The organism is Arthrobacter sp. SO5, assembly GCF_020532805.1.
Lineage (GTDB): Bacteria > Actinomycetota > Actinomycetes > Actinomycetales > Micrococcaceae > Arthrobacter.
Window position 1 is genome coordinate 1 of the sequence record NZ_MQTQ01000036.1, and the last position, 16,341, is coordinate 16,341.

Sequence of the window (16,341 nt, forward strand, 5' to 3'; positions counted from 1 at the left end):
TGCGGTCATGCTGATCTCTACTTTCGGTAGACCCTCATTTTAAGAGGGCCCACTGTCCGAAATCTCCGCGGCAGCCCAGTCCGCCCGGTGCGCCACCCGGGTACCGCGTCGTCCAGGAGCCTGACCCTCACAGGGTCGAGGTCGCCACGGCGGTGTTTATAGCGCTGGGTGTGGATCCACACCCCAAGAGCATGTTCCTGCTCTGAGGCGTAGTCGTGGTGGCGGGGCCAGTCGTTGCCCTCGGCGCGGAAGTCCACCAGCTGGGCGAATCGGTCATGCCACCGGGCCTCGTCCGCGGCTGCCCTCGGGTTCCCTTCCCACCCGGGGACCCGGGAGAGGCCGTCACGGTAGACCGGGTCCAAGGTGGCGTCGGCCGCTTCGCGCCGACGCTCCGAGAGCCACCGCGCCATCGACCGTTCACCCTTATCCTCGGAGCGGTCGCGGGGGAGCCGGCCCTCGCCGGTGATCCAGGTGATGATCTCCTCCATGCGGGCAAGGGCTGTGGGGGAGGGGCCGGCCCTGGTGACCGTGGCGGCCTCGTGCGCGGGTTCGAGTCCCGGGTCCTGGCGTCGGGCGATGACCAGGTGATACCCGACGGTGGCCGGTTCGGCACGCACGAGCTCAGCGATGCGGGCCCGGCTCAGTCCGAGCCGGTACATCAACACCCATTCCGCGTCCGGAGCGCGCCGTACCCGCCTGTCCATGATGGGGCCCATCCTGCCACGACCACCCCGCCAGGCAGGCCGGTGACGTGGCCGGCCACCGCCGCGGCGCAGCCGGGCGCCCGCCGCCCCCCGGGGCTCCTGGCGGGGAGCGGGGAGGGCCGCCGGGCCATGGGCATTCGGCGGCGGTATTGCCATAAAGTAGTAGGAGTAGTAGTTTTGTTACTACTACTCCTACTATTCTTGAGGTTGTCGCCGTGGCGTTGAGTGTGAAAGACCGTGTGTTTGCTGCTGCGGAGCAGATCAGTGCCGAGCGCCGGCCTACCGTCTCGACGGTGCGGGCGGCGGCGGGTGTGAGCAACGCCGACGCCACCCGTTACCTGAAGGAGTGGGTGGAGGAGAAGCAGGCCGCGGGAGGCCGGCTCGCCGCGACGCCGGCAGCGGTGCTGGAACAGGCCGCGCGTCTGGCCGGGGCCTGCTGGGCCGAAGCGTCCACTGTGGCGGATGAGCGGCACGCCGCTGCGGAAGCGGTCTGGGCGCAGGAGAAGAAGGATCTGGGCGTGGAGATCTCCGAACTCGTCGCTGACCTGGACAAGGTCACGGCCGAGAAAGAGGCCGCCGTCACCGAACTCACCGCCCGGGTCACCGCACTGGATACCCAGGCCGCGGCGATTCAGGCGCAGCTGGAGCAGGCACGCGCGGCCGAGCAGCAGGCCAGCAACACCGCAGCCGACGCGGCGGCCAGGGTGGCCGCGGCCGAGGCCCGGGCCGAGACCCTGCAAAAGGCCCACGACGCGCTCCTGCAGCGCATCGTGCCCGAAACCCCGGATAGGAACGGCCAGGGCCGAGCAAGCCAGTAGCGGAACCCTCCGGCGTTGAGCTGCGCGGGAGGGCCCCGCCTGGCTGCCGGACCGTCCGAGACCCGGGGGCCACCGGCGATCAAGAACCCGGCTGGCCATGCTCTGATGATGCGGGCATGGTCACCACCCGTTCCGCGGTTCGGCCCAACACGGAGAATGGAAGCGGATCTGACGGCGTTGGCACTTTTCCCGGGGCGTATGGGCTGGCTGCAGCCACACCTAGTTCCGGCCCGACCGAGTCGGGCCAGTACTTTTCTCTCCTCGATCTTGAGGCTTCCGGGCAGACATGGACGTCCGTCGTCGGGCAACCCGGCGGACCACCTCGTGGACAGCCCAGATGGCAGCCGTTCCGATGAAGCCGTAGAAGCTGAACAGCAGTCCGAACAACGCAGACAGGCTGAAGTTGGCATCGGTCGTCCGGGTTCCGAGGGCTGTGCCTTCTGTCCTGACGGGTAGATCCGACTGAGCGGCATAGGCCCACCAGGACAGGGCGTAAATCACGGCACAACCCAGCAAAGATATGACGAAGACCCGACGCAGATCCGCTTTGCGGAAAACGAGGTACACGATGACCATAACGCCGGGCACCCAGAGCCCTACAGGCCAATAAGACCACAATCTCTCAACCATCGAAGCCCCCGTCTGTTCACTAGTCTCTGCAACCGGCAAAGGCCGGCCCACCATATCAAGGGCCCTGATTTCCACTGCGCTCCAACCAGTTACCGGGCGTCCGCTGGCGCGGCCGGCTGTTGGGTCCAGCGCTGTCCGTCGCAGCGCTCCGGCCCGCCCTGGCCCTGTCTTGTCTACGACGTCTTTTGGTTGCTGTCCTCCGGATTCTAGGCGTCCGCTCCACCCCGTCTAGCCCCGGTTCCGCAAGCTCCACCGGGGCCTGCGGGGCAGGAAATGTCCCTCCGGCGCTCCTGCGTCGCTGATTTCCTCCAGGAATTTCCCGCCCCTTGCCCTGCGGGTAGACAGGGCTCCGTCGGCCGCCGAGCAAGCAAGCTTGCCAGCAACCAAAAAACAACGGGGGGAAAGGGGAAGCTGGCCGGTCACCTGAACCGCCCCACCCACCGGAATCCTCTGCAAAAGGAGCAACACCATGATTGAAAAGATCAACCTCACCGGTCCCGCTGACCTGCTGGCGACCATCCCGCACCTGCTGGGAATCACGCCCTCGGAATCGTTCGTGGTCCTCACCGCCCAAGCCGGTGCCCTCGGCGCTACCCTGCGCGTGGACGCACCCGAACACGTCGAGCCGGTCAACTACGCGCAGACGCTGACCAGCCACGCCGCCAACGATGACAAGGCCACTGCGTCCTACGTCGTCGTCTACACCGACGAGAACCAGGACAGCTACCCCTACGCCGCGCACGTCGCCGCGCTGGTGTCCGAGCTGGCCGCAGCCCGGATGCCCGTGCGGAACGTCTGGCTCGTTACTTCCACTCACTGGACGGAGTTCGGCACGGACGAGGAGCACCCGCTGGAGGAGATCACCGACAGCGAAGCCAACGCGACGTTCACCTTCTTCGGCAGCGCCACGGACATCGACGTCTACAACCCCGCCCTGCTGGGCACCTGGGCCATGCCGGTACAGGCACCCGAGGGCACCGAGGCGGACATTGAGGCTGCACGCGCGGCGTGGGCGGCGGTGCTGGACAGCACCGGGATCCCGGACAACGACACGGCCCGGAGCATCGCGGGAGCGTTCCAGCACAAGATGGTCCGGGACTTCCTGTTCCGCGAGACCATCACCACCCAGAACGGTAACTTCGCCGACGTCATCCTCGGGACCTTCACCGGAGCCCCGGACTGGAACCGGGTGGACCGGGCCCAGGTGATCGCGTTCGAGCTGATGAAGGCAGTCCCGGCAGGCCAGCGCGCACCGATGCTGACCCTGATGGGGTGGCTGGAATGGCTCAAAGGCAACGGCACCCAGGCGGGCCGGTACCTCAAGCACGCGGACACGGACGCCCCCGGGTTCCGGCTGGCAGGGCTGCTGCTGGAACTGATCAACCGCGGCTCAGTCGCAGAGGTGGCCCGCGACCCGGAAACCTCCTATCAGCGCCACAACAACTAAACGGACAGGGCCGGGCCGGGATCACCATGAGATCCCGGCCCGGCCCTTTTTGCCGGTGGCGGGGCGGCCTCCCCCGCTTCGCTCCGCCGGCCGCCTGACGCTCGCGCGGGCGCAGCCCGGAACACAGCTGGCGTGTAGAAACCACGGCTACAGTGAACCCCAGGAACACTGCACCGACCAGGAAGCGTGAGCATGGGAACCGATTACATCCTGACCGACGACGACAAACCGGACGCCGAGCCGAGCCTGGCTGAGGACGTCATCGAACTTCGTCTGCTCACTGCCGGCGAACCAACCGGGCCCGCGAACATCGGCTGGGCCCAGGAACACCCCAACCTCTAACCACCAGGCAGCGAGACGCTGCCCACCCAAATTTCCTTTGCAGAGGGAAAACCCGGAAAGGCCGGCACTTCGGTGCCGGCCTTTCCTCATGCCCGGGTTTGTGCCAACACCCTGCGCCACAACAGGAACGCCGCCAGGGCATTCAGGGCGGTGATGAAGACATCGCCCGCAGCCGGCCGGGCAATCACAAGATCGACGACGACCAGCGCCAGCGCCCCCGCTGCGGCAACTGTGAACACCACGGCCAGGACCCGGAGGACCCGCGGGGAATCCAGCACGGCACCGCGCCCCGCACGGACCGGGCGATTATCACGCGGAACCGGCTCAGTCATGCCCTCACCCTACTCAGGAAGGGCATGCTCGCAGGGCTCGGACCCCTTCGGGCGTCCGCTGGCGCGGCCGGCTGTTGGGTCCAGTGCTGTCCGTCGCAGAGCTCCGGCCCGCCCTGGCCCTTCCTCACGTCTTCGACGTTTTCTGGTTGCTGTCCTTATGTTGTTGACGGGTGGTTCCGTGGCCGTTGTAGGGTCGTGGCTACCCAGGGGAGGCGGGTATGGCTTTGTTGCTGTGGCCGGACGATTCATCTCGTGACGGCTCCGAAGGATTGGCCGCCCGCACTCTCCGCGATGACCCGACCGCTGATTGAGAGACGCGACATGATCGCCGGATAAGGACACGACGGCGCGGTTATCTGCTGGGTTCCACCCAATCAACAGACTGGAGGCTGTTTTGGCGAAATTGTGGGCCGGTATCGACGCCGGCAAAGCCCATCATCACTGCGTCGTGATCGACGCCGACGGAAACCGTCGGCTCTCGCAGAAAATACCCAACGACGAACCCGCCCTGCTCGAGCTCATCGCCACCGTTCTCCAACTCGCGGACGGGGACGAGGTCCTCTGGGCGACCGACCTGAACCACGGCGGACCCGCGCTGCTGATCGCCATCCTCGTCGCCCACGGCCAAAACATCCTCTACATCCCGGGACGGATCGTCCACCACGCCTCCAAGCTTTACCGCGGCGAGGGCAAAACGGACGCCAAAGATGCTGCCGTGATTGCCGACCAGGCCCGGATGCGCAAAGACCTCCAGCCCCTGCGGGCCGGGGATGAGATCAGCACCGGGCTGCGGATCCTGACCGCCCGCCGGGCCGACAAATCCGCAGACCGGGTCCGGGCGATCAACCGCCTCCAGGCCCAGCTGCTCGAATACTTCCCCGCGCTGGAGCGCGCCTTTGACTACAGCCGCTCCAAAGGAGCGCTGTTGCTGCTGACCAGACACCGGACCCCGGACGGGATCCGCCGCACCGGACAGGCCAGACTCCATGCCTGGTTGAAGAAACACGGTACCCGTTCATCGGCCGCCGTCGCTACGGCAGCAGTCGAGGCCGCGAAATCCCAGCACACCACCGTTCCGGCCCAGCACCTCGGGGAACAGATCGTTGCCGCCCTCGCACAGGAAATCATCACCCTGGACAAGGAACTGGCCGAACTCGATGCGCTGATCAGCGACAAAGTCACCGAACACCGGCACACCCAGGTACTCCTGAGCATGCCAGGGTTCGGACCCGTCCTCGCCGCCGAGTTCCTTGGCGCCACCGGCGGTGACCTCACCGTCTTCCAGTCCTCCGACCGGTTCGCAGGCGTCGCCGGCCTCGCCCCGGCCCCCAGGGACTCGGGGAGAATCAGTGGCAACCACCACCGTCCCCGCCGCTATGACCGCCGGCTGCTGCGCGTCTTCTACCTCTCCGGGCTATCGGCGCTGAAAAGCTGCCCCGCCTCCCGGACCTACTACGACCGAAAACGCACCGAAGGCAAGACACACATCCAGGCCATGCTCTCCCTGGCCCGGCGCCGCCTCAACGTCCTCTGGGCCATGCTCCGCGACGGCACCATATACACGCCGGTACCCGTGCCGACGTTGGCGCCGCCACTGGCCGCCTGACGAAGGGCGCGTCCGGAGAATCGGCTTTTCAGCGCTGGCGCCCGACGCCCGGGCTGGCGCCTGCCTTGTATGCTCTGGTCAGGGGGTGTGGCCATGGCTGAGGACCTGTTGACTGGTCCGCGAGGACGGCGGTTCTGCTTGGGCGTTCTTACGGCCGCCCGACCGGAGATTTGGACGTTGGCATTTGGAGCCGCCATTGCCCCCGGTGATCAGAGGCTTATGGATGAACTAGCCCGCGCTCTCGGCAGTCCTGATGCAATTGCGGTGGCGGAATCTGCCGCAGGATCCGGGCTGCTGGCCGGACTCGCGGAGGCGGTTAATTCTGCCCGGTATTGGCAGGAACCCGACGAGACCGATGAGTTGCTCCTGCAGCGCCCCGTGTTGACGGCGCTCGGCCCCGTTGCCACTTCGCTGTCAGGTTCCCTGGCGGCCTGGTTGCGCCCAAGCATGGTGGCTTTGGACCGGCAATGCTTCGTGCAATGGACAGATGAACACAGGCTGCAGCCTCCAAGCCTCATTGGTGCCGCCGAACAGCTCGCCCGATGGAAAGCCTCGACTCTCGCCGACGAACGTCAGGCAGCAGACCGACCAAGGGATCCCGCAGCTCTCTGGAGCGGACGGTGGTGGTCCACGCCTGCCCTGTTCGATCTGGTGACAACTACCAGGAGCGTCGCCGGGCTGGGGGCCATGAAACTGGTGCTGGTCGAAGACAGCCTTGGATGGAAGCGCGCTATGGTCTGGCCGCTCGAACCGGCTCCAGGGTCGCGTATTTACGAAATCTCAGAGCCGGCGGCGTGGACGGGCCTTGTGGCCCGCTACCCTCTGGACGTCAGCCTTGCGAAGCGCCATGACTGGTGGCGGACAACGGGGGTGGACGGGGCCTGGCTCATGCCTGACTGGTCGGCCGTCGCCGCCGACTACGACGGCGTTCACCTCACCGTTTCCGGCTATCTCACGACCGCCGGGAGATACCTCCCCGTCGGTCAGGCCGGCACGGTTCTAGCGGGCTGGAACCCTGACGAGACCTATTGGCTCAACGACGTGCTGCGTCCTGGCACGTCCCCCTCAGAGTGGCACAGCAACGAATCCCAACCGCCCACATGGACGGGCAACGCCACCGCACTGTAGACACCAAAGCCTCGCGAGGCGAACGAAACGGGCCTCGCTGCGCTCGGGCAGCACAAGCATTTTTCTTTTCCTTTTTTGCTGCTGTCCGTTGGATCCTACGTGCCCGCTCCACCGCTGCAACCGTCCTGCGGACGGCAGCGCACCGGATGCTTTGGGTCGGCGCTGCGCTTATTTCCTCCCACAACCCATCCGCTGCTTGCCCTTTCGGGTTGCCCCGGCTCCGTCGGGCACAGCTACGCGATGCTCCGCCAGCAGGCAAAAAACATGGTGGGGGAGAGGGAAGCCGGTACGTCAGGCACCCGCCCCGCCCCGAGCGAAACGGAGCATCACCTCATGAGCACAGAAACCATGACCCGCACGATCACGGCCGACACCGCGGAACCGGTCACCGCCCCAGCCCTGCCCGCCGATGACCGGTCAGGGGACGGGTACGACTGGATGGACACCCTCGAGGGCACCGCCTGGTCCGTGCTCCCGAACTGGGGAAGCGAGGGATGGGACGCGGGAGCCTGGCCCTACATCACCTTCGCCGTCGCCCGCACCCGCGACGGGAACGGGGAACTGTTCGGCTACGGCACCTGCGTCGAGGGCGACACCTCCACGCACTGGTTCCGGTCCCAGGACGCCTGCTTCGAAGCGATCACCGCCGAGGTGTTCTTCCACTGGACCTCAGGCCAGTCCGACGGACCCGAAAACCTGCCCGCCACAGCCGCCGAACTGCCCGACCAGGACCGCAAGCCCTACCCCGGCCGGACGGACTAAAACCTCCTGAGGTGTTCCGGCCACCACCGGCCGGAACACCCCACGGCACGCCACCATCTGTTGACAACATCATTGAGATTCCTCCGGATTCTAGGCGTCCGCTCCACCCCGTCTAGCCCCTCCTTCGTCGGGGCCTGCGGTGCAGGAAATGTCCCTCCGGCGCTCCTTCGTCGCTGATTTCCTCCGGGAATTTCCTGCCCCTTGCCCTGCGGGTAGACAGGGCTCCGTCGGCCGCCGAGCAAGCGAGCTTGCCAGCAACCAAAAAACAACGGGGGGAGAGGGGACGCTGGCCGGTCACCAGGGCCGCCCCACCCACCGGAATCCTCTGCAAAAGGAGCAACACCATGAACACCACACCCACCCTCGAAATGCTCGACCCGGCCACCCTGACCGTTGACATCAACGTCCGCAAAGACGCCGCGCTGACCGCTGATTTCATTGCCAGCATCAAAGAGCACGGCGTGATGGAACCCGTCATCGCCCACCGCAAGGACGACGGAGTGGTGCACGTCCTGATGGGACAGCGCCGCACCCGCGCCGCCGTCGAAGCCGGACGCGCCAGCATCCCGGTGATGATCATCGAGTCGCCCGAGGAGGCCGAACGGATCGTGACGCAGGTCGTGGAGAACATCCAGCGCGCCGAACTGACCGAAGCGGACGAGGCCGACGCCTACCACCAGCTGTCCCTGATCGGCGTCTCAGCCGCCGCGATCGCCAAGAAGACCGGGCGGACCAAGACCACGGTGGAAGGGGCGCTGAAAGCCAAGTCCTCGAACGCCGGATCCGCCGCCCTGGGCAAGGGATACACCATCGACGAAGCGCTCATCATGGCCGAATTTGAAGGGAACCGGGACGCCACGGATGAGTTGGAGTCCGTGATCGCGGACGAACCCGATCAGCTCCTGCACGTCGCGCAGATGCTCCGGGACCGCCGCGACCGCGCCGCAGCCCTCGCCGCGCTCGTCGCCGAGCTCGAGGCGGCGGGCAAAACCATCGTGGAGGACGCCGGGCACTATGCGAACGAAGAGAACCTGTACGTCTCGGCCGCGAAGCGGGCCGACGGGGAACCGGCCACCGACGAGGACGCCAACGCCTACCTGATCAGCACCGACTACCGGGGCCAGCACAAAGCCCAGCCCGTCATTACCGGCTGGAAGGACCTGGGCTTCACCCCGAAGTACGAACGCTACGACGGCGGCACGCAGGCCCAGAAAGGCCCGATGACCGAGGAACAGAAAGCCGAGCGGAAGACCCTGATCGCCAATAACCGCGAGATGGAAAGCGCCACGAAGGTCAGGCGCGAGTTCGTGAAGACCCTGCTTTCCCGGAAGACCGCGCCGAAGGGGTGGCAGTACTTCACCGTCCACGCCATCACCCATGACCCCGAAACCGCCAGCGGCTACGACGGCAAGGTCGCCACCGAGATGATCGGGGCCAAGACCGGGGAGGACACCGACCGGTGGGGCTGGAACCCGTTGCGGGACCACACCGCCAAAACCACCGCCCGGCCCGAGTTCTCCCTCATCGCCCTGATCTGCGCCGGGTACGAGAAAACCATCCAGAAAGACTCATGGCGGTCCGCCGAGAAGCGCCACTTCCACTACCTGAACCAGCTCACCGCGTGGGGATATGTTGACCGGACTAAGAGCGATAGCTTCGGACGACCTTCGGACCATTGGAGTCACCAGTATGGGTACACAGAGCCAAGGCAGTTCCCATGAAGTACGTCCTGAAGGGAGCGTCCGGGAAATTCCGGTCGCTCCGTACTGGCAAGTGTGGGGTGCAGATGACCGTGCTATACCGAGCGTGGATCAGTATCTGCACGATTTCTGGGCCCGGGGGATGAGCTCGTCCAGTGTGGAGTCTTATGCACGAGACCTTCTGAGGTGGTTCCGTTTTCTATGGGGTTCTGGCAAGGAATGGAATCGGGTGACCCGCGACGATGTCCGGGATTTCGTGGCCTCCCTGCGTGAAGCGTCGAAGAAGCCGGTGCGGCGTCGGCTGGGCCCAGCTGTCAACGAAGTCTCAGGCAAGCCCTATCTGAGCGATCTCTATTCCCCACGAACCATCAATCACAACTTGTCAGTGCTCAGCGCGTTCTATGAGTTCCACCGGAGATCGTTGACGGGGCCTTTACGCAATCCGGTGCCTGAGCGGGCCGGCCGTGACGGCCGTTTCGGAGCCCACCACAACCCTGAAAACGAATACCGACAAGGTCCTCGAGCTGACTATCGGCAAAAGGTCCCCGTCCAGGCGCCCCGCTCCATCCCCGATAAGGCTTTCGAGGATCTGTTTATCCAGCTCGGAACAAACAGGGACAGGGCTTTGGTCGCCTTCTATGTCTCCAGTGCAGCCCGGCCATCGGAGCTTGTCGGGTTGACCAATGGCATGGTCGATGTCGGGCAGCAATGCATCTCCGTGGTGCGCAAAGGCTCCGGAGCTGTCCAGCGGATTCCCGCATCGCATGAGGCGTTCAGATGGTTTCGGTTGTATCAGGAATCACTCCCCGAGGACCTCACCCTGCTCGGAGCAAGTGCATGGTGGACGCTGCGTAAGCCTTACCGGCCGCTGAACTACGAAGCTGCACGGGGCATTCTTCGCCGGGTGAACGGTGTCTTGGGGGCAAACTGGACCCTCCACGACTTCCGCCACACCGCTGCCATCCGTATGGCACGAGATCCCAACGTCTCTCTGACAGATATTCAGGCCGTTCTCGGACATGTTCACATCACCACGACCGAGGCGTATTTGAGGCTTCGCGATGACGAAGTCATCGAACGGGTCAACCAGCATCTCGTTTCGCGGGCCGCAGGGAACCGCGATCCGGAGACCTCACCAGAGCACCCGTCACCGTATTCGCCCGCAGATATGACGGAACTCTTTGGAGGCACCACATGGCAATAGTTCGAGACTATGTGCGCTCCCTGCCTATTTCCGCGCCCCCTGCTCAGCCGGCGGCCGACTCACTTGACTCCGTCCCGCGCCTTTCCTTGGCACCCCAGCCGGAACTCATTGAACGCGCGAAAGGCCTCGACGGTGCCGATACCGTGTCGGTCCGCGGAGTGAGCATCATTCTGCAGGCGTTGAGTGAATTCGAGGGAGAGACGTGGCAGCAACGATGGCAAAACGCCGGCTGTCAAGACCCTGGGCACGACTGGAAAGACCGACTCGGCAGCCCATGGCAGGGCATCTACTTGAACCGGGCAGCATTCGAATCGGCGAATGGAATTGCTGACCTCATAGCGCTGGACGTGATCAGGCCGGGCTACACCTGGCTCGGAAAAGCCAGGCCCAGGTTTCACCGTATCCGCCTGAACAGGCATCCGGAGTTCTTCGCTCGAATGACCGAGCACGGAGTATCACTGAAAGTGAGGCCTTCGAACTTCGATAATGGCCTCAACGTCGTGACGAAAGTCCTGGTTCATACCGGCGTGCCGGTGCATGAACTTCGCCCGGAGCATCTTCTTGGATACCGGGATTACCAGATCGGACGGGGCCAGAAACCCGATGGGCTTACCTATGTCTGGTCCATGCTCAAAGACCTCGGGATATTCGACGTCTCCACACCGGGACTGTTGCAAACAGTCGCGGTCAAGCGGCCCTCTGTCACCGAAATGGTTGATTCCTACGGGATCCGGAGCCAACCAGTTCGGGACATGCTGGTGCGCTACCTCAAGATCAGAGAACCATCGGTGGACTACTCGACGATTCGCTGGATGGTTTACGAACTGGTCAAGAATTTTTGGCTCGACATCGAAGTCCACAACCCCGAAGCTGACAGCCTGCACATCAGCTTCGGTGAAGGACGGGCCTGGCTCAACCGATTCATGCATGGATCAATTTCAACCAAGCACCGCACTCTGTTTATCGTCAGGGGCCTATACCTGGACATCGCCTCGTGGGCCACCGACGACGCCTACTGGGCCCAATGGGCGGCCCCTTCTTTTCTGACGCGTGAAGATACCTCCGGGGCCAACAAACACAAACGGCGAACCCAAGCCCGAATTCATCAAAGGATTCGGAATCTGAGTCCGCTGCTGCCGAGGCTGCTGACGAGCGCCGCTCACGAGCTTCGCGACGCTCAGGCACTTTTGGCCGCAGGAACAGCGGCGGATCAAGGGCAGGAATTCGAGCATCAAGGCATCACTTACCGCCGTCAAGAGATGAGCCGGAGAACGATCAATGCACCGCGGGGTTCTGGTCGGATTTGGGTCATTGGCGGGCGCTTTGAACGTCGGGTGGATCTGACTCAACTCGAGGACAACTGTTTCTGGAGTTGGGCGCTGATCAACACATTGAACGAGACCGGGGTGCGGATCGAGGAACTTGTGGAGATCACCACTCACGCATTTTCCATCTATCGACTCCCTGAAACGGGCGAGGCGCTTCCCCTTGTTCAGATCGTTCCCTCAAAGACCGACAGGGAACGGATACTTCTCATCTCTCCGGAGCTCGCCCACGTCTTCGCGCTCGTAAAGAGACGAATTTCGAACGCCGACGGGCGCGTTCCTCTGGCGGTCCGCTACGACGGGGCCGAGCGCGTCTACAGCCCGCCACTGCCTCACCTGTTCCAGTTACGAACCGGAAGCGAACGCCGAACCATGTCACCCGGCTGGGTCAGGGGGGCCATACGCGACGCGATCAACAGAGCCGGCCTTAAAGACGAGAACGGTGACGAATACAAATTCACTCCACACGATTTCCGAAGACTGTTTGCCACATCGGCCCTGTCATCAGGGCTGCCCATACACATTCTTGCCAGGCTCATGGGCCATCAAAACATCTCCACAACGCAGGGGTACGCGGCCATTCACGACGAGGATACCCTCCGGCATTTCAGAAGCTTTCTCGATAGGCGCAGGGCACTGCGGCCACCCGATGATTACCTTGACCCCAGTGACGCTGAGATCCAGGAATTCCATGACCACTTCAAGAAGCGAAAGGTCGAGCTGGGCAGCTGCGGACGAGCCTACGGGACACCCTGCATCCACGAGCACGCTTGCATCCGGTGCCCCATGCTCCGCCCCGATCCTGTACAACGTCCCCGCCTGGAAGAACTGGTCGAGGCGCTGATGGACCGCAAGGTCGAAGCCGAAGAACGCGGATGGTTCGGGGAGCTCGAAGGCATCGAGATCAGCCTGAACGGCGCCCGGAACAAACTCGCACAGATGAGGACCCAAGTGTCCTTGGGAATACCCGATTTCCCGTCCCCCTCACATTGAGCTTCATTGGTTCGCAAGCACACCTGGTGCATTTGCGAAGTTCGGCACCATGATCACGAAAAGGGCGATTTTCTGTGTCAGCCAGCGATTACGCTGCCTCCCGGTCAGGTTTCCAACAATCAAGATTTACGCATGTTTCGTGGGTTGGCGAATGCGGCCATTGACACGTTCGTCAATTTGATGGAGAGTCATTTCACCACGACGGATGTCGGGTTTGCGCTGGGGCAAACTCCCGTCTGGAAGCTTGGGGGATTCGAGAATATGCTACGTCGTTTGAAACGCCACCGGCTGGCCGTGATTTCGGCTGCAACCGCGCTGGGCATCACCATGTTATTTGCGCCGGCGGCTGAAGCGTCCTATAACTATCGCTATTTTAGCGGGTTCAGTTTCCAGAACCAGCACTGGACCAGTGCCGCCGGAACAGGCTCTGGCGGCCAAGTCTACGCCGGGATATATCCTGGCGGCTACGGTCAGAACAACTACGAATACACTGCCACGTTTGACGCCAGCACGGGGTATTGGCTATCAAGCGGTTCAGGCAAAACGGATGGCTGGACCGCTCACTGGGACACTCGCCGCTACAACGTCTACGAGCAGTGCTGGTGGAACTCCACCTACTATAACCCGGGCCAACCGGCCATGTACTGTGATCAGTTCCGGGATTGATGGCCATGGAAATGTCAAAGACTCAGCTTGGAGAGAAATCATGAAACGGCTTTCGAAAGCGATAATTGTGGCAAGTCTCCCATTAGCTGCCATAGCTATCGGCGTCTCACCGTCCATGGCGGAAACGATTACGACGCTGGACACGGCGACGCTAGTCCCGGCGCTGTCCCAACCGCAGTCCTCCGCCGACGCGGCTGTTGCGCGCACCCTCCCGGAGAAAGCCGCTGCAGATCACTCCACGGTTCGAGTTCTGGCTCAGAACAAGGCAGGCAAGTACGCTGTGGCACTCGACAATACCGGGCAACGGATCTGCGTGATAATGCAGCTCACGAGCGAACCGGGCGTCGGCGGATCATCGTGCGCGACTAAAGAACAATTCGCTCAAGGTGGAGTTTCAGTCGGTGTCCAGGTGAATGGCGGGACGGATTCAATAACAACTCTTCTCCCCGGAGACGTTGACACGACCGCTCTGAAGGCCCTGACCGCGTCTGACGGCCTGACCGGCAGGGATGCATCTCACATCATTGCCCATCCCGCGTCCGCCCGTGTCCCGCAACAGGTGGAGCTCAAGCGGAAGAACAGCAGCTCCAAATTCGTCTTCAACGAGATCCCCCTGGCCTTTAGGTAGGCTGGGATGCCAGCGAAGAAGATAAAGATCGTTTGGGGCATAGTTCTTGCCCTGGCAGCCGTGTTCATCATCGGCTACACCACAGTCCAGACTCAGGGCATGATCCAGGGCTACCTCGTCGATGTATCCGGACTGCCCAACATTGTGATCGCGAAGCGCTTTCCCTGGGAGCTGCAAATTGCCGCCGTCCTGTTCGGGCTGGCGGGAATCGCTATATACCGTAAAGCCATTGATACACGGCCGGCACGGATTGCAGTACTGGCGGTTTTTGTGCTGGCGGCGGTGATCGCTGCGGTCTTCTTTGTACCGGTTCAAAGCACGCGGACCAACCTGTTTGTCATCGCCTTCGTCGGAGGCGGAGCGTCGTCCTTCAATCTGGCATTGATCGCGGCAGTATTGGCGGACCTTATTTTTGAAAAGGGGAACACAAACGGTACGACGAACGGGCGGCCCGGTCATGACCGAGAGGACCACACCGTAGAGTGACGGATCCCTAGGCAAGCTGACCGCGTTCCGACCGAATCACCGCCCCGTTAATCAACAGGGCGGTGATTCTTTGTCGTCGCAGCCGACGAGGCTTCCTTCGTGATAATTAGCTGATCTCCGCAGATACTGTACGCCGCCTTGACTCGGGGTTCGGTTCTCACGCATATCCCTTGCTTGCGGAGTCCCCATACCCAGACCTGTCCGCTCTGTCTGCAACTTTTACAGGCAACTACAAGAAGCCGGCCCGCTGCGACGTTCGTTAGACCCTGCCAACTGTTGACGCTGGCCAGTAGTCCGGAGAAGGTACACCGCCAGCGCCGTCGAGAAAATCATCCTCGACAAGCACACCGCCGACACCGAGTAACCTGAAAAGCGAGCCGGGTGGCTGATCCCCCAATGCAGCCGCCCGGCCCTACCATTCGCAGGGCACGGAACCTGCCGTACGTCGGGCGGTCCGCCGCCCAGTACGAACCACAGCAGCCACTCACCAGCGACGGACCGCCAATAAGCGCGACCACGCAACCAGCCAACCATCCGCCCGCGAAACCAGGAGTAACGCGGTACGCGGCCGTGGCAGCACCACAAACCATTCAGCTAGGCTGAACCACAGATTTCCTTTGCAGAGGGAAAACCAGGTAAGGGCCGGCACATGATGTGTCGGCCCTTACCTCTGCCTCGGACAGTGGCTGAAAGTCGCGCTACTCCGCGCTGAATAGCATCGTTTCGCGCAAGGGCTGGACTCGTGCCGGGGAAGAGATATGCAGTCCTTTGCCTGGGATGGAGGTCACCTCACCCTCCACTACGAGGGTTTCTTTTGTGCTGAACCACTCATGGGAATTGCGGAGATTGTCGTCGGAGAGAAGCACAGCTATTTCACAACTGCGTCCCTTTCGGACCGTCTGGATTTTAACTTCACCGAACGTCAAGGACTCTTCGTCTCTGAGTTGGACGATGGGTCCGGTAAAAGATTCCGTGTGCTTCTTGGGGGAGGGGCGCATTTTTTTGGCCGTTAGCCCTAGAAGATCCGCGGCCCCGGCGGCTATCGATACAGACTTGGGGAGCGTCGAGTTGGACTCCAGAGCAGCAGCCCACAAAAATTCGGCTGAGAACACGGAGACGGCTTCAGCTGAGACGATGTCGTGCACGGCCGCAACCATTTCCCGGCTTACTCCGGCGGTGATCAGGTCCTCCATGGTTCCAGCTGAGGGCTCTTTCGCGGGATCTACTACCAGCCGTTGTACTGCGGTGAGGGCTTGCGCCATGGTCCGTGTGGCCCGTCGCTGTTCAGGCTCATGATCGTAGGAAAATAGCTGATATCCGGACGGGTCTTTGCCCCTGATGGAAAGGGCGTCTAGGGGCACAAGCATTGGAAGAATGTATGACCCCTTGTTAACGCCAACCGAAAATAGGGCCATTAGTGCCATTTGAAAACGGGGCCACGGGGTTGTGGTTCTATTGTGCCGTACTGGCGGCGGGTTGGTGTTTTTTGAGCCGGTAGCTGTTGCCTTTGAGGCTGATGACGTCGGCGTGGTGGACGATCCGGTCGATCATGGCCGAGGCGATGGTCAGG

At 62.9% G+C, this 16,341-nt stretch carries 16 protein-coding genes; 12 read left to right on the forward strand and 4 right to left on the reverse strand.

Annotated features, from left to right (window positions below; all coding sequences use genetic code 11):
• Positions 1-17: 17 nt before the first annotated feature.
• On the reverse strand, positions 18-704 hold the full coding sequence (locus BJG92_RS06160; RefSeq protein ID WP_232083146.1) for a helicase associated domain-containing protein: 687 nt from the start codon (positions 702-704) through the stop codon (positions 18-20).
• Positions 705-919: 215 nt separating this feature from the next.
• Between BJG92_RS06160 and BJG92_RS06165 the strand changes: the two genes are divergently transcribed.
• The 3 genes from BJG92_RS06165 to BJG92_RS06175 all read left to right on the forward strand — a co-directional run bounded on the left by BJG92_RS06165 (position 920) and on the right by BJG92_RS06175 (position 3,941).
• Positions 920-1,522, forward strand: coding sequence for a DNA-binding protein (locus tag BJG92_RS06165; protein ID WP_232083147.1), 603 nt, complete (start codon positions 920-922; stop codon positions 1,520-1,522).
• A gap of 1,099 nt (positions 1,523-2,621) precedes the next feature.
• Positions 2,622-3,599, forward strand: a complete 978-nt coding sequence (locus BJG92_RS06170) for a DUF4192 family protein (RefSeq protein WP_232083148.1) — start codon at positions 2,622-2,624, stop codon at positions 3,597-3,599.
• A gap of 192 nt (positions 3,600-3,791) precedes the next feature.
• Positions 3,792-3,941: a hypothetical protein gene (locus BJG92_RS06175; RefSeq protein WP_232083149.1), complete on the forward strand. Its 150-nt coding sequence runs from the start codon at positions 3,792-3,794 to the stop codon at positions 3,939-3,941.
• A gap of 86 nt (positions 3,942-4,027) precedes the next feature.
• On the opposite strand, the gene BJG92_RS06180 is transcribed toward BJG92_RS06175, so the two are convergent.
• Positions 4,028-4,273 carry a hypothetical protein gene (locus BJG92_RS06180; RefSeq protein WP_232083150.1) on the reverse strand — a complete coding sequence of 82 codons (246 nt, stop codon included), beginning with the start codon at positions 4,271-4,273 and terminating at the stop codon, positions 4,028-4,030.
• Positions 4,274-4,667: 394 nt separating this feature from the next.
• Between BJG92_RS06180 and BJG92_RS06185 the strand changes: the two genes are divergently transcribed.
• The 9 genes from BJG92_RS06185 (at position 4,668) to BJG92_RS06225 (ending at position 14,771) form a co-directional block, all read left to right on the forward strand.
• A complete protein-coding gene (locus BJG92_RS06185) occupies positions 4,668-5,879 on the forward strand; it encodes an IS110 family transposase (protein WP_232083151.1) in 1,212 nt (403 codons plus the stop codon).
• Positions 5,880-6,143: 264 nt separating this feature from the next.
• A complete protein-coding gene (locus BJG92_RS06190) occupies positions 6,144-7,007 on the forward strand; it encodes a hypothetical protein (RefSeq protein ID WP_232083152.1) in 864 nt (287 codons plus the stop codon).
• Between the two features lie 333 nt (positions 7,008-7,340).
• Entirely contained in the window at positions 7,341-7,769 is a 429-nt protein-coding gene (locus BJG92_RS06195; protein ID WP_232083153.1) for a hypothetical protein, read from the forward strand.
• Between the two features lie 344 nt (positions 7,770-8,113).
• On the forward strand, positions 8,114-9,490 hold the full coding sequence (locus BJG92_RS06200) for a ParB/RepB/Spo0J family partition protein (RefSeq protein WP_232083154.1): 1,377 nt from the start codon (positions 8,114-8,116) through the stop codon (positions 9,488-9,490).
• Positions 9,459-10,673: a site-specific integrase gene (locus BJG92_RS06205; protein ID WP_269461777.1), complete on the forward strand. Its 1,215-nt coding sequence runs from the start codon at positions 9,459-9,461 to the stop codon at positions 10,671-10,673. Before BJG92_RS06200 ends, BJG92_RS06205 begins: the two co-directional genes overlap by 32 nt.
• 158 nt (positions 10,674-10,831) lie before the next feature.
• Entirely contained in the window at positions 10,832-12,991 is a 2,160-nt protein-coding gene (locus BJG92_RS18530; protein WP_232083155.1) for a site-specific integrase, read from the forward strand.
• A 6-nt stretch (positions 12,992-12,997) separates the two neighbouring features.
• Positions 12,998-13,657 (forward strand): hypothetical protein, encoded by a 660-nt coding sequence (locus tag BJG92_RS06215; RefSeq protein ID WP_232083156.1) that lies wholly within the window; start codon positions 12,998-13,000, stop codon positions 13,655-13,657.
• A gap of 40 nt (positions 13,658-13,697) precedes the next feature.
• Complete coding sequence (locus BJG92_RS06220) at positions 13,698-14,285, forward strand: hypothetical protein (protein ID WP_232083157.1); 588 nt, start codon at positions 13,698-13,700, stop codon at positions 14,283-14,285.
• Positions 14,286-14,291: 6 nt separating this feature from the next.
• Complete coding sequence (locus BJG92_RS06225) at positions 14,292-14,771, forward strand: hypothetical protein (RefSeq protein WP_232083158.1); 480 nt, start codon at positions 14,292-14,294, stop codon at positions 14,769-14,771.
• A gap of 698 nt (positions 14,772-15,469) precedes the next feature.
• Here the strand turns inward: BJG92_RS06225 and BJG92_RS06230 are convergent.
• Together BJG92_RS06230 and BJG92_RS06235 are read right to left on the reverse strand one after the other, a co-directional pair.
• On the reverse strand, positions 15,470-16,138 hold the full coding sequence (locus BJG92_RS06230) for a hypothetical protein (protein ID WP_232083159.1): 669 nt from the start codon (positions 16,136-16,138) through the stop codon (positions 15,470-15,472).
• 85 nt (positions 16,139-16,223) lie between these two features.
• On the reverse strand, positions 16,224-16,322 hold the full coding sequence (locus tag BJG92_RS06235; RefSeq protein ID WP_269461781.1) for an ATP-binding protein: 99 nt from the start codon (positions 16,320-16,322) through the stop codon (positions 16,224-16,226).
• Between the last annotated feature and the right edge of the window lie 19 nt (positions 16,323-16,341).